The organism is Pseudomonas saponiphila (assembly GCF_900105185.1).
GTDB lineage: Bacteria > Pseudomonadota > Gammaproteobacteria > Pseudomonadales > Pseudomonadaceae > Aquipseudomonas > Aquipseudomonas saponiphila.
On sequence record NZ_FNTJ01000001.1, the window covers coordinates 1550707 to 1564548 of the forward strand.

Here is a 13842-nt window from a genome sequence, read left to right on the forward strand (position 1 = left end):
AGGCTCGATTGTCGATAAGCCAACGCAGGCATCTGCGACCTTGGATTGGCCACAGTTTAGGGAACGAGCGAGTCGAGCGCCAGATATCTACATGGCAACTTCCACCTGGCCAGGTGCGGTGACGCGAGCCTTGATCACCCGTTGCGAATTCAGGTTCTTGACCCGAATCTGCTCGCTCATGCCGCCATTAGACAGTGCTTCCCCCGGCATTCGTACATTCAGGGTGCCGCTGCGTGCCGAGATCACTACGTGATCGCCTTTGCGCACCACTTCAGCCTGTTCCAGATGACCCAGGGTAATCAGTTGGTCGGCGACCATTGGTCGGACAAGTTTCTGGCCAATGGCCTGATCTACCGAGGTCAGGTAGCCCTGATTGCTCTGGCTGATGTCCCGCTCGCGCAGCACGACGTCTTCGGGCTCAATGATGCTGGCGCGTTTGAGTGGTCGTGAGCTGGTGACCACTTCGCGGAACAGTTTGACCTGCGCCGGGACGAATACGGTCCAGGGCGAGCCGCCTTCGCAGCGTACCTTGACCGTGACCCTGCCCAGTGGCTGGGCAGGGCTTTCCAGGCTCGCTGTCAATTCCTTGTCGCACGCGGGCATGTGCATACGGGGATCCAGCTGGTTGACCTGAATTTCGTAGCGCCCTTCCGTTTGACTGGTAGCCAGGTAGTCTTCTACCGTGAATTCAAGAAACCCTTGAGTGACGCCGATAAGTAGATCAGGCAGGGTGACCGAATCAGCAACGGCAGGGCCGCCAGGGTTTAAGATACACAAGGCCGACAGCCCGCAGAGCAATGTGCGATAGGGGGATGTCAGGCGTCGGAAAAATGTCGTTTTTGCGTTCATAACAGTTAAAAAGCAAGCGCCGTGCCGTTTAGCAATGAGCGTGCGTCGGATCTTAAAGCTTTGGGGAGTCTGGGCATGGCTGGTGTAATGGATTCGGTAAACCAGCGCACGCAATTGGTTGGGCAGAATCGCCTGGAACTGCTGCTGTTCCGTCTGGACGGTGAGCAGCTTTACGGGATCAACGTTTTCAAGGTTCGCGAGGTGCTGCAATGCCCCAAGCTGACTCTGATGCCCAAATCCAATCCTGTGGTGTGCGGTGTCGCGAATATTCGAGGGGCGACCATTCCGATCCTGGATCTGGCAATGGCTACGGGTTCTGGTGGGTTGAAGGATCAGAGCAGCCCGTTCGTTATCATCACTGAGTACAACACCAAGACCCAAGGGTTTCTGGTGCGCTCAGTGGAGCGCATCGTCAATATGAACTGGGAAGAAATTCATCCGCCACCCAAGGGAACCGGTCGCGATCACTACTTGACCGCTGTGACCCGGGTGGACAACCAGTTGGTCGAAATCATCGACGTGGAAAAAATATTGGCGGAAGTCGCGCCGACCTCGGAATCGATTTCGGCGGGCGTGGTGGATCTTGAAACCCAGCACAAGGCCGTTTCACTGCGGGTGCTGACCGTCGACGATTCGTCGGTGGCGCGCAAGCAGGTCACTCGCTGCCTGCAGACCGTGGGTGTCGAGGTAGTGGCTTTGAACGATGGGCGACAAGCGTTGGACTACTTGCGCAAGCTGGTGGATGAGGGCAAGAAGCCGGAAGAGGAATTCCTCATGATGATTTCCGACATCGAGATGCCCGAAATGGACGGCTACACCCTCACGGCCGAGATACGTAATGATCCACGCATGCAAAAGCTGCATATCATCCTGCATACTTCGTTGTCAGGGGTGTTCAATCAGGCGATGGTGAAGAAGGTCGGTGCCGATGACTTCCTTGCCAAGTTCCGTCCTGACGACCTGGCTTCCCGGGTAGTTGACCGGATCAAAGCAGCAGACCACAGCTGAGGGCATCAGCCCCTGGCGGACATAAGATTTAAGAGGCGGCAGCATTGTCTACGGGTAATTTGGATTTTGAACAGTTCCGGGTCTTCCTGGAAAAAGCCTGTGGTATTTTGCTCGGGGAAAATAAGCAATATCTCGTCTCGAGCCGTCTCAACAAACTGATGGAGCAGCAAGGTCTAAAAACCTTGGGTGAGCTGGTTCAGCGGATTCAGACCCAGCCGCGCAGCGGATTGCGCGAGATGGTGGTGGACGCGATGACGACCAACGAAACCTTGTGGTTTCGTGACACCTATCCCTTCGAAGTCCTGAAGAACAAGGTGCTTCCCGAAGCGATCAAGGCCAGCCCCAACCAACGTTTGCGGATCTGGTCGGCGGCTTGCTCGTCGGGGCAGGAACCCTATTCGTTGTCGATGTCCATCGATGAGTTCGAGCGCAGCAACATGGGCCAGTTGAAGATGGGGGTGCAGATCGTTGCCACCGACCTGTCCGGAACCATGCTCAACAACTGCAAGACCGGCGAATATGACAGCCTGGCAATTGGGCGCGGCCTTTCTGCCGAGCGCCTGCAGCGTTACTTCGATCCCAAGGGGCCGGGACGCTGGGTGGTCAAGGCGCCGATCAAGAGTCGAGTGGAGTTTCGCTCGTTCAACCTGCTGGACAGCTATGCCAGCCTGGGCAAGTTCGATGTCGTGTTTTGCCGCAATGTGCTGATCTACTTCTCGGCCGAGGTCAAGAAAGACATCCTGATGCGCATTCACAGCACTCTGAAACCTGGCGGTTATCTGTTTCTGGGGGCTTCCGAAGCGCTCAATGGCCTGCCGGACCATTACCAGATGGTGCAATGCAGCCCGGGGATCATCTACCAGGCGAAGTGATCGACAGTTGCAGTAACGAAAAGGAGGCCATAAGGCCTCCTTTTTTGTGCGCGTCAGTTTCTTGCAAGCAGTGGCAAATGCGGCAGGGCACTTGCCGCTTTGCCGGCGATTCGCGGAAGGCCATTGCCGCTTTTCTGGCATTGCCGGCTTGCCGCTGTCGGCAATGCCTTGATTTACGGGGCTTCATGACTTGGCACGTAGCTTGCTAAGTCCAGATTACGAAAAATCAGGTCACCCAAAGGTTTCCGACATGAGCATCAGCTTCGATAAAGCGCTCGGTATCCACGAACAGGCTCTTGGCTTTCGCGCCAAGCGCGCCGAAGTGCTGGCCAACAACATCGCCAACGCCGACACCCCGAACTACAAGGCTCGGGATCTGGACTTTTCCGCCGTGCTCGCCGAGCAAAATGAAAAGGTCAAGAACGGCACCTTCGCGTTGAACATGACCAACACCCGGCATATCGAAGCCCAGGGCCTGAGCAGTGGCGATGAGTCGCTGTTGTATCGGACCCCGATGCAGCCTTCGATTGACCAGAACACCGTGGACGCCCAGCTGGAGCAATCGAGCTATGCGCAGAACTCGGTGGACTTCCAGGCCAGCTTCACGCTGCTCAACAGCAAATTCAAAGGGCTGGTAGCAGCCCTGCGCGGAGAGTAATCCATGTCCCTCGCCAGTGTTTTCAATATTGCCGGTAGTGGCATGAGCGCTCAGACCACGCGTCTGAACACCGTCGCCAGTAACATCGCCAACGCCGAGAGCGTGTCGTCGAGCATCGACCAGACCTATCGCGCGCGTCATCCGGTATTCGCCACCATGTTCCAGGGTGCCCAGAGCGGCGGCAGCGATTCGCTGTTTCAGAACCAGGACGCTGCAGGCCAGGGCGTGCAGGTGCTGGGTGTGGTGGAAGACCAGAGCAATCTGGAAGCTCGCTACGAACCGAACCATCCGGCCGCCGACGCAAAGGGTTACGTCTACTACCCCAACGTCAACGTGGTGGAAGAAATGGCCGACATGATTTCTGCCAGCCGCTCGTTCCAGACCAACGCTGAAATGATGAACACCGCCAAAACCATGATGCAGAAGGTCCTGACCCTCGGTCAGTGATAAGGGGCGAAGCCAATGAGCGTTACTGATACCACCAGCGGCCCGTCCCTCAAGGACGTATTGGCCAACTCGTCAAAGAAAACCACCACCACTTCCAGTGCCGACGGCCTGGCGGCCGCGACCAACAGCGCCACTGGCAAGCAGTCCCTGGGCAAGGATGCGTTCCTCAAGCTGCTGGTGACCCAGCTGAACAACCAGAACCCGCTGGATCCTCAGGACAACAGTGCGTTCGTTGCCCAGCTGGCGCAGTTCTCCACCTTGGAAGGGATTACCACCCTCAATACCTCGGTGAACTCCATCACTGGCAACTACAAGTCGTCTCAGGCATTGCAGGCTTCGTCCCTGGTGGGGCGTTCGGTGATCGTGCAGACCGGCTCTACCCAGGTCGACACCAGCAAGAGCATGACTGGCTCGGTCACCGTGCCTTCCAGCGTTAGTTCGGTCACCGTGACCATCACCGATAAGAACGGCAACACCGTCAAGACCATCGACATGGGCAGCCAGAAGGCCGGCAACGCCAGCTTTGTCTGGGAGGGCACCAAGACCGACGGCACCAAGGCGGATCCGGGCAGCTACAGCTTCAAGGCCAGCACCACCATCGACGGCAAGGGCACTGATCTGATCACCTACCTGCCGGCGACGGTCAACAGTGTGACGATCAGCCAGACCGGCGGCGAGTTGATGTTGAACCTTGCCGGCATGACCAGCCCGATTGGCCTGTCCAAAGTACAAACCATTGGTATCTAGAGCCGACTAACCGGCAAAAGGAGAGGAATATGTCTTTCAATATCGGCCTTAGCGGTCTCTATGCTGCCAACAAACAGCTGGACGTTACCGGCAACAACATCGCCAACGTCGCTACCACCGGCTTCAAATCCTCCCGCGCGGAGTTCGCCGACGTCTATTCGGCCACCAAGCTCGGCAGCGGCACCCAGGTGATTGGTAACGGCGTGCGCCTGGCCAACGTTTCCCAGCAGTTCACCAACGGTGATATCAACAACACCGGCAACGTGCTGGACATGGGCATCCAGGGCCAGGGTTTCTTCGTGCTGAGCACCAACGGCTCCCTGACCTACACCCGTGCCGGTACCTTCAAGACCGACAAGGATGGCTTCATCACCAACAGTGATGGCACTGCACGCCTGCAAGGTTATGCCGTGGATGCCAATGGCAAGATCATCAACGGTGTATTGACTGACCTGCGGATCGACACCTCGAACCTGGCGCCCAAGCCGACCGATTCGATTTCCTCGACCATCAACCTGAACTCCAACGCTGACCCGATCAATGTTGCTTCGACCGCGCCGGCCTACGTGTTCAATCCGACCGATAACACCACCTACACCAAGCAGTTCAGCACGCCTGTGTATGACACCCAGGGCAACAAGCACGTCATGGATCAGTACATGATCAAGACGCCGAATGCTAACGAATGGCAGACCTACACCCTGATCGATGGTCGCAACCCGGATGGCACCGCGTTCAGCATGGCCAGCCAGTCGCCGATCACCATCAAGTTCGACTCGTCGGGCAAGCTCAGTTCCATTACCCCGCCCGCTGCGCCCGGGACTACGCCGTACACCATTACCGGTAACAGCATTGTCATGTCGGCCACAGCCTGGACTCCGGGTACCGTCACCAATGGCGTCTTCACTCCTAACGGTGCCAAGCCTGCGCCGAACGGTGTCAGCATCGACATGACCAAAACCGGTTCGGTGTTTGGCGAAACCACCCGCTCGGTGATCGCGCAGAACGGTTACTCCACTGGCCAGATCTCCAGCCTGACCATCGACGGTACTGGCGTGATGCTGGCCAACTTCAGCAACGAGCAGACCAAGCCGATCGGCCAGATCTCCCTGGCCAGCTTCACCAACGAGCAAGGCTTGCAGCCGGTAGGCGGCACCCAGTGGAAAGAGACTTACTCGTCCGGTATTCCAGGTTATGACGCGCCGAAGACCGGTACCCTGGGTGCGGTAGTGTCCAACTCCCTGGAAGAGTCCAACGTCAACCTGACCAACGAACTGGTGAACCTGATCAAGGCCCAGAGCAACTATCAGGCGAACGCCAAGACCATCTCCACCCAGAGCACCATCATGCAGACCATCATCCAGATGACCTGATGCGGGTTGGCTGACACGCTGTACGAAAAGCCCCTCCTTGAGGGGCTTTTTTGTGCCTGCTCGATGGCGCTGTTTACCCTGCAGGAGTCTCTGCCGTAGGAGCTGGCTTGCCAGCGAAGGCACTCTCTGAAGCAGTGCAAGGCTTCGGAGCTGTTCGCCGACAAGTCACTTCCTGCAACTGTGTCGCGGGCAAAAGAAAACCCCCGATAAACCGGAGGTCTATCGGGGGTTGTTGCAGGTGCCCTAGAGCACCTGTCAGCTCAGCTTATTGGCAAGCTTCGCAATCCGGCTCGTCGATGGCGCAAGCCTTCGGCACTGGAGCAGGACCGGCCGGAGCGGCCAGGACCGAGTCGTCACCGTGGTTGCCGCCGCTGGAAACAGCGTTCAGCTTGCCGGTGTTGATGGTCGACTTCTCGGTGCTGGTGGCGGCCAGGGCGCGGAGGTAGTAAGTGGTTTTCAGGCCACGGTACCAAGCCATGCGGTAGGTCACGTCGAGCTTCTTGCCCGAGGCGCCGGCGATGTACAGGTTCAGCGACTGAGCCTGGTCGATCCACTTCTGGCGCCGGCTGGCGGCGTCGACGATCCACTTGGTTTCCACTTCGAAGGCGGTAGCGTAGAGCTCCTTGAGCTCCTGCGGGATGCGTTCGATCTGTTGCACCGAGCCGTCGTAGTACTTCAGATCGTTGATCATCACCGAGTCCCACAGGCCACGAGCTTTCAGGTCGCGAACCAGGTACGGGTTGATCACGGTGAATTCGCCCGACAGATTCGACTTCACATACAGGTTCTGATAGGTCGGCTCGATCGACTGCGACACGCCGGTGATGTTGGCGATGGTCGCGGTCGGTGCGATGGCCATGATGTTGGAGTTACGAATGCCTTTCTGCACGCGGGCACGAACCGGTGCCCAGTCCAGGGTTTCGTTGAGGTCCACATCGATGTACTTCTGGCCACGGGCCTCGATCAGGATTTGTTGCGAATCCAGCGGCAGGATGCCCTTGGACCACAGCGAACCCTGGAAGGTCTCGTAGGCGCCGCGCTCGTCGGCCAGGTCGCAGGAAGCCTGGATCGCGTAGTAGCTGACCGCTTCCATGGACTTGTCGGCGAACTCGACGGCCGCGTCGGAACCGTAGGCGATGTGCTGCAGGTACAGAGCGTCCTGGAAGCCCATGATGCCCAGGCCTACTGGACGGTGCTTGAAGTTGGAGTTCTTCGCTTGCGGCACCGAGTAGTAGTTGATGTCGATCACGTTGTCGAGCATGCGCACGGCGGTGTTCACGGTGCGTTGCAGCTTGGCGGTGTCGAGCTTGCCGTCCTTGATGTGGTTCGGCAGGTTGATCGAGCCCAGGTTGCAGACCGCGATCTCGTCCTTGTTGGTGTTCAAGGTGATCTCGGTGCACAGGTTCGAGCTGTGGACCACGCCCACGTGCTGCTGTGGGCTGCGCAGGTTGCATGGGTCCTTGAAGGTCAGCCATGGGTGGCCGGTTTCGAACAGCATGGACAGCATCTTGCGCCACAGGTCTTTGGCCTGGACGGTCTTGAACAGCTTGATCTTGTTGTATTCGGTCAGGGCTTCGTAGTACTCGTAGCGCTCTTCGAAGGCCTTGCCGGTCAGATCGTGGAGGTCCGGCACTTCCGATGGCGAGAACAGGGTCCACTTGCCGTCATCGAAGACGCGCTTCATGAACAGGTCGGGGATCCAGTTGGCGGTGTTCATGTCGTGGGTACGACGGCGATCATCACCGGTGTTCTTGCGCAGCTCGATGAACTCTTCGATGTCCATGTGCCAGGTTTCCAGGTAGGCACACACGGCGCCCTTGCGCTTGCCACCCTGGTTCACGGCTACGGCGGTGTCGTTGACCACTTTGAGGAACGGCACGACGCCCTGGGACTTGCCGTTGGTGCCCTTGATGTACGAGCCCAGTGCACGGACCGGCGTCCAGTCGTTACCCAGGCCGCCGGCGAATTTCGACAGCATGGCGTTGTCGTGGATGGCGCCGTAGATGCCCGACAGGTCGTCCGGAACGGTGGTCAGGTAGCAGCTCGACAGTTGTGGACGCAGGGTACCGGCGTTGAACAGAGTCGGAGTCGAAGCCATGTAGTCGAAGGACGACAGCAGGTTGTAGAACTCGATGGCGCGGTCTTCACGCTGCTTCTCTTCGATCGCCAGGCCCATGGCCACGCGCATGAAGAAGATTTGTGGCAGTTCGAAGCGGATACCGTCCTTGTGGATGAAGTAACGGTCGTACAGGGTCTGCAGGCCCAGGTAGGTGAACTGCTGGTCGCGCTCGTGGTTGATCGCCTTGCCGAGTTTTTCCAGGTCGAATTCAGCCAGTACCGGGTTCAGCAGTTCGAACTCGATACCCTTGGCGACGTAGGCTGGCAGCGCCTTGGCGTACAGGTCGGCCATTTCGTGGTGGGTGGCGCTTTCGGCGACTCCGAGGAAGCCCAGGCCTTCGGCACGCAGGGTGTCCATCAGCAGGCGGGCGGTGACGAACGAGTAGTTCGGCTCGCGCTCCACCAGGGTACGGGCGGTCATCACCAGGGCGGTGTTGACGTCTTTCAGGGCTACGCCGTCGTAGAGGTTCTTCAGGGTTTCGCGCTGGATCAGGTCGCCATCGACTTCTTCCAGGCCTTCGCAGGCTTCGCTGACGATGGTGTTCAGGCGACCCATGTCCAGGGGCGCGAGGCTGCCATCGGTGCGGGTGATGCGGATCGAAGGGTGGGCTTGTACCGGCTCTTCGGTGGTGGAGCGGGTAGCACGTTCCTTGGCGCGGGAGTCGCGGTAGATCACGTAGTCGCGGGCGACTTTCTGCTCGCCGGCGCGCATCAGGGCCAGTTCGACCTGATCCTGGATTTCTTCGATGTGGATGGTGCCGCCCGAAGGCATGCGACGCTTGAAGGTCGCGGTGACCTGCTCGGTCAGGCGCGCCACGGTGTCGTGGATTCGCGACGAGGCAGCGGCGGTGCCGCCTTCAACTGCGAGGAACGCTTTGGTGATCGCGACGGTGATCTTGTCGTCGGTGTAAGGAACGACAGTGCCGTTACGCTTGATCACGCGCAATTGGCCAGGTGCGGTAGCAGACAGATCCTGAATGGAATCGGCGGCCTGCGGCGCATTGGCCTGCGAGTTCTCGCGAGTTGTGTCGGTTTGCATGGGTGTCTCCACGTTCTCTATGTTTGTTTGGGCACCGTTTGGGTGCCCACCGTTCCGTCCTGAAGCACTACATCCGGTTGAGGCCGGGCATAACGACTTCGGGACAGTTCAGGAAGGGGGCTATAGGCGCCGCTTCCATGCCGAAGTCATGGGTGGCGAGCCGGGGCTCGGCACCTTGTTCCTGGTGGGTGACAGTCTGGTTGCTGCAACACCCGTACCGCTTTCTCCTGGACAAGGTGGAAAACGGTGCCATCCGCACGCGCGGTGTTGGTCTTCTGAATTAGCGATTGGTTCCACCAAACGGGGCAAGAAAAGGGCTTGAGTTTCTCGTCTGTATTGTGTTTGGTTTTTTGAGCAAAACCCTAGATATAGGGATTTTTGGCCGTCGGGCTACAAGATAATGCGTTTTGGGGGCTGTTTGCAACGTACAGCCTGTGGATAAGGTTGTGCGTAAATTGTGTATGGGCTGGGTAAAACTCACGCAGCCCGCAGTCCTAGTGCATGCAACCGTTTGTCACTGTTTTTTACCGTTGAAAATTGCCTTGGGCGGATTTTTGCGGGCGCGAACCCTATCACAAAAAATCGCCCTGACCGAGTCGTTTTAGTCGCTTGTATGGGGGCGCATGCCGGTTGCTACAATCCGCCGCGATCCATGCAGCGACGGCTGCGTTTTCCACGACAAGTTATCCGCCTTTTTCATGACAAAAAGACGGGTGTCTTGTTTCCAATGAGTGCTGGCAATAAAGAGGTCGAGCGTGGAGCAAGAAGCCTGGCAAGTACTGATTGTCGAGGATGACCAGCGTCTGGCTGAGTTGACCCGTGAATATCTGGAGAGCAACGGCCTGCAGGTGGCGATCGAAGGCAATGGCGCCCTGGCTGCCGACAGGATCATCGCCGAGCAGCCGGACCTGGTGATCCTCGACCTGATGCTGCCCGGCGAGGACGGTCTGAGCATCTGTCGCAAGGTCCGGGATCGCTACGATGGACCGATCCTCATGCTCACCGCCCGCACCGATGACATGGATCAGGTCATGGGGCTGGACCTGGGCGCTGATGACTACGTGTGCAAGCCCGTGCGCCCCCGTCTGTTGCTGGCCAGGATCCAGGCTCTGCTGCGGCGCAGCGAGACGCCTGAGCCCGCTCCAGAAAAAAGCCGGCGCCTGCGCTTCGGACCTTTGGTGGTGGACAGCGCCCTGCGCGAAGCCTGGCTGAGCGACGTGGGCATCGAGTTGACCAGCGCCGAATTCGATCTGCTGTGGCTGCTGGTGGTGAATGCCGGGCGGATCCTGTCCCGCGAGGAAATCTTCACCGCTTTGCGGGGAATCGGCTATGACGGCCAGGACCGCTCCATCGACGTGCGCATCTCGCGCATCCGTCCCAAGATCGGCGATGACCCGGAGCACCCGCGGCTGATCAAGACCATTCGCAGCAAGGGTTATCTGTTCGTCCCCGAAGCCGCCGCCGACATGCCCTTGTGAACTCGATCTTCCTGCGGATCTATGGCGGCATGTGTGCCGCGCTGATTCTGGTGGCGCTGCTGGGGGTGCTGGCCCTGCATCTGCTCAACGAAGTGCGCAGCGAGCAGTACCGCGAACGCCTGGCCCACGGCACCTTCTCGCTGATGGCGGACAATCTGCAGCCGATGAGCGAGATCGAGCGTCGCCGGGCCTTGCTGGTGTGGCAGCGCTTGCTGGGCATTCCCCTGAGTTTGAAGACGTTCAACCAGACCGATCTGGACAGCAGCCAGCGTGGCCGGGTGCTGCGCGGGCAGGCACTGGTGGAGCAGACCGGCCCCTTTGCGGCCCGGGTCTACCGCCTGGTCAGCGAGCAGGAGCAGTTGCTGCTCAGTGCCGAAGTGCAGCAGATCAGTGAACAACTGGCTCGGGCCACCATCTACCTGCTGGCGGACGAGCTGGTGCGCTACCCGGTGGCCGAGCAGCCGCAGCGTCTGGCGGCACTCAAGCAGGCCAAGGGGTTTGGCTTCGACATGCACCTGGCGACCCTGGATGCCGCGGATATGGATGAGGACCAGCGCCGCCGGGTGGCCGAGGGCGATACGGTGATGGCCCTGGGCAAGGGCGGCGACTCGATCCGGGTCTTCGCCGGTCTGGTGGGCACGCCCTGGGTGCTGGAAATCGGTCCCCTGTACCAGATGAACCCTTATCCGCCGCAATGGCTGGTGCTGATTGCCGTGCTCGGGCTGAGCCTGATCGGGCTGATCGTCTATCTGCTGGTGCGCCAGTTGGAGCGGCGCCTCAGCGGCCTGGAGTCGGCGGCCACGCGGATTGCCAAGGGCAGCCTGGAAACCCGGGTGCCGGCCCGGGGCGCGGATTCGGTGGGGCGTCTGGCGGCCGCCTTCAATGGCATGGCCGAACACCTGCAAAGGTTGCTGGCGATCCAGCGTGAACTGGTGCGGGCGGTGTCCCACGAGTTGCGTACCCCGGTGGCGCGCCTGCGTTTCGGCCTGGAGATGATCGCTTCGGCGAGCACCGACCAGGCTCGGCAAAAGTACCTGGACGGCATGGACAGCGATATTCAGGACCTCGATCGACTGGTGGACGAGATGCTCACCTATGCCCGTCTGGAGCAGGGCTCGCCGGCGCTGAACTTCCAGCGCATCGACCTTGATGCCCTGATCAATCAGGTGATCGACGAGCTGGCGCCGTTGCGGGCCAATCTCAAGGTCCATCGCGGCCTGTGCCTGTCTGCTGTCGAGTGCGATGGCGCCTGGGTCGAGGCCGAGCCGCGTTATCTGCACCGGGCGCTGCAGAATCTGGTGAGCAACGCCATGCGCCACGCCCACTCCCAGGTGACCGTCAGTTATCAGGTGGGCCAGTTGCGTTGTCGGGTGGATGTGGAGGATGACGGGCCCGGTGTACCGGAAAGTGCCTGGGAAAAAATCTTCACACCGTTCCTGCGCCTGGACGACAGTCGGACCCGGGCTTCTGGCGGCCATGGACTGGGCCTGTCCATCGTGCGGCGGATCATTCACTGGCACGACGGTCGGGCCCTGATCAGCAAGAGCAACAGTCTCGGGGGCGCCTGCTTCAGCTTGAGCTGGCCGCGGCATCAGGAGCCCCGTTGAGGCATGAGGGCGTTCAGGGCTTGATGGCGACCAGGCTCAGCAACTGATCCGCCTCGACGACGAACTGTCCCAGCAGTTCGCGGCCGTGGTGCCATTCCTCGGACAGGTCGGTAAGCAGGCGCATGCGCACCTGGCCCGTCGGCGACCACTCCAGCACTTCGGCATGTTCGAAATAGAAGCTCTTGTGCACCAAGGGGTACAGGGCCTTGTACAGGCTTTCCTTGATCGAGAAGGTCAGGGTCACGACCAGGGCGTGCTGCTCGGCCGGCAAGCGGTCGCGACGCAACAGCTCCGCCGGGGTGAGGATCTGCTCGGCCAGATTGGCGGCACGTTCGTCGCTGAGCAGCTTTTCCAGATCCATGCCCAGGGCTCGCCAGTGCTGCTTGTCGGCGACGATGGCGGCGGCTCGTCCGGTGCTGTGGGTGATCGAGCCACAGATATGCTCGGGCCAGACCGGTGCCCGGTCGGCGCCGATCGGCGGGACCCAGTCCAGTTGTTGCAGTTGACGCAGAGCCTCCCGGGCACACAAGCGCCCGGCGAGGAACTCGGCCTGGCGCTTGGCTACCGAGCGCTGGATGCTGGGCGGTGCGGGAATGCCGCTGCGCTGGAAGTCGTCCGCAGCCAACTGCCCGGGGTCGAACCGGGTGCTCAGCCAGCGGGTGTGGGGCAAGGCTTCCGGCAAGGGCCAGGAGGCCTGTGGTGGAGTGCAGCAGAGGGGGAGAGAGGGGAGTGCATTCATGGCCGCTAGTTTGCCGGTTTGACGGGTTCGAGGGTAGCGCTGCGTGGTGCCGAGCGCGGGGGTGGAGCTCTGTGCGGGAAGCTTGATGGGGTTAAAAACCGGTAAAAACACTCATGTGGCTCTGGTTCAGGCTCTGGTTCAGGCGAGGTTAAGGAGGTGTTCAGGGGGAGTTCAGGGCGGGCTGTTTACTCTGGCCCGGTACCCAAAAAGCCAATAGCGCAAAGGAAACTTCCTATGACTTCATTGAAAAAACTGATCCTCGCCTTTACCGTGCTCGGCGCCAGCGCCGCCGTTCAAGCCGCTGACAGCAACTTCGCCAGCCTGACCTTCGGCCAGACCAGCGACAAGGTTAAAAAGTCCAGCCAGCTCAACAGCAACCTCGGTCATCCGAATGCCGATGGCGTGATCGGCAAGGACAACACCTGGGGCGTGCGCCTGGGTCAACAGAACGACCAGGGCCGTTACTACGCCACTTACGATTATGTTTCCGGCTCTCACAACGGCATTAAATTGCGTCAGCAGAACCTGTTGGGCAGTTACGATATGTTCCTGCCGGTGACCAGCAGCACCAAGCTCTTTGGTGGCGGCACGGCCGGCCTGACCAAGCTGACCCAGGAGTCTCCGGGCTTCAGCCGCGACAGTGACATCGGCTATGCGGTCGGTGTGCAGGCCGGTGTCCTGCAGCAGATTTCACAGAACACCTCGGTGGAGCTCGGCTACCGTTACCTGCGCAGCAATGCCGGGACCGAGATGAGCGAACGGGGCGGCAGCAAGCAAGGTTCACTGAGCCTGACCAGCAGCGCCCAGACCTATCTGTCGGCCAACTACGCTTTCTGATAAGCAGCCTGGCCTGAGCCGCGCCGGACCGTGCCATGGGCAGGGTCCGGCGTTGGTGCATTGATCATCA

General features: G+C 59.9%; 12 protein-coding genes. 9 read left to right on the top strand and 3 right to left on the bottom strand.

The genetic code is table 11. From position 1 onward, the window contains the following. Nucleotides 1-87 precede the first annotated feature (87 nt). Nucleotides 88-849 (bottom strand): flagellar basal body P-ring formation chaperone FlgA, encoded by a 762-nt coding sequence (gene flgA, locus BLV47_RS07440; protein ID WP_092311660.1) that lies wholly within the window; start codon nt 847-849, stop codon nt 88-90. 75 nt (nt 850-924) lie between these two features. Between flgA and BLV47_RS07445 the strand changes: the two genes are divergently transcribed. The 6 genes from BLV47_RS07445 (at nt 925) to flgE (ending at nt 5954) form a co-directional block, all read left to right on the top strand. Beyond that, the gene (locus tag BLV47_RS07445) at nt 925-1857 is read left to right on the top strand and encodes a chemotaxis protein CheV (RefSeq protein WP_092311663.1); all 933 of its coding nucleotides are present in this window, start codon (nt 925-927) and stop codon (nt 1855-1857) included. Nucleotides 1858-1901: 44 nt separating this feature from the next. Then, entirely contained in the window at nt 1902-2729 is an 828-nt protein-coding gene (cheR, locus tag BLV47_RS07450; protein ID WP_016967561.1) for a protein-glutamate O-methyltransferase CheR, read from the top strand. A 250-nt stretch (nt 2730-2979) separates the two neighbouring features. Further along, nucleotides 2980-3387 carry a flagellar basal body rod protein FlgB gene (gene flgB, locus BLV47_RS07455; protein ID WP_016967562.1) on the top strand — a complete coding sequence of 136 codons (408 nt, stop codon included), beginning with the start codon at nt 2980-2982 and terminating at the stop codon, nt 3385-3387. Nucleotides 3388-3390: 3 nt separating this feature from the next. Next, nucleotides 3391-3834, top strand: coding sequence for a flagellar basal body rod protein FlgC (flgC, locus tag BLV47_RS07460; RefSeq protein WP_011062742.1), 444 nt, complete (start codon nt 3391-3393; stop codon nt 3832-3834). 15 nt (nt 3835-3849) lie between these two features. Continuing rightward, complete coding sequence (gene flgD, locus BLV47_RS07465; protein ID WP_092311666.1) at nt 3850-4581, top strand: flagellar hook assembly protein FlgD; 732 nt, start codon at nt 3850-3852, stop codon at nt 4579-4581. A 29-nt stretch (nt 4582-4610) separates the two neighbouring features. After that, a complete protein-coding gene (gene flgE, locus BLV47_RS07470) occupies nt 4611-5954 on the top strand; it encodes a flagellar hook protein FlgE (protein ID WP_092311668.1) in 1344 nt (447 codons plus the stop codon). Nucleotides 5955-6219: 265 nt separating this feature from the next. Here the strand turns inward: flgE and BLV47_RS07475 are convergent, their stop codons facing one another. Next, nucleotides 6220-9111 (bottom strand): ribonucleoside-diphosphate reductase subunit alpha, encoded by a 2892-nt coding sequence (locus BLV47_RS07475; protein WP_092311671.1) that lies wholly within the window; start codon nt 9109-9111, stop codon nt 6220-6222. A gap of 755 nt (nt 9112-9866) precedes the next feature. Between BLV47_RS07475 and BLV47_RS07480 the strand changes: the two genes are divergently transcribed. Together BLV47_RS07480 and BLV47_RS07485 are read left to right on the top strand one after the other, a co-directional pair. After that, entirely contained in the window at nt 9867-10589 is a 723-nt protein-coding gene (locus tag BLV47_RS07480) for a response regulator (RefSeq protein ID WP_092311674.1), read from the top strand. After that, nucleotides 10586-12196, top strand: a complete 1611-nt coding sequence (locus tag BLV47_RS07485) for an ATP-binding protein (protein WP_092311677.1) — start codon at nt 10586-10588, stop codon at nt 12194-12196. Before BLV47_RS07480 ends, BLV47_RS07485 begins: the two co-directional genes overlap by 4 nt. 13 nt (nt 12197-12209) lie before the next feature. Here the strand turns inward: BLV47_RS07485 and BLV47_RS07490 are convergent, their stop codons facing one another. Next, nucleotides 12210-12935: a 4'-phosphopantetheinyl transferase family protein gene (locus BLV47_RS07490; RefSeq protein WP_092311680.1), complete on the bottom strand. Its 726-nt coding sequence runs from the start codon at nt 12933-12935 to the stop codon at nt 12210-12212. Nucleotides 12936-13169: 234 nt separating this feature from the next. Between BLV47_RS07490 and BLV47_RS07495 the strand changes: the two genes are divergently transcribed. Beyond that, on the top strand, nt 13170-13772 hold the full coding sequence (locus tag BLV47_RS07495) for a hypothetical protein (RefSeq protein ID WP_092311682.1): 603 nt from the start codon (nt 13170-13172) through the stop codon (nt 13770-13772). The last annotated feature ends 70 nt before the right edge of the window (nt 13773-13842 follow it).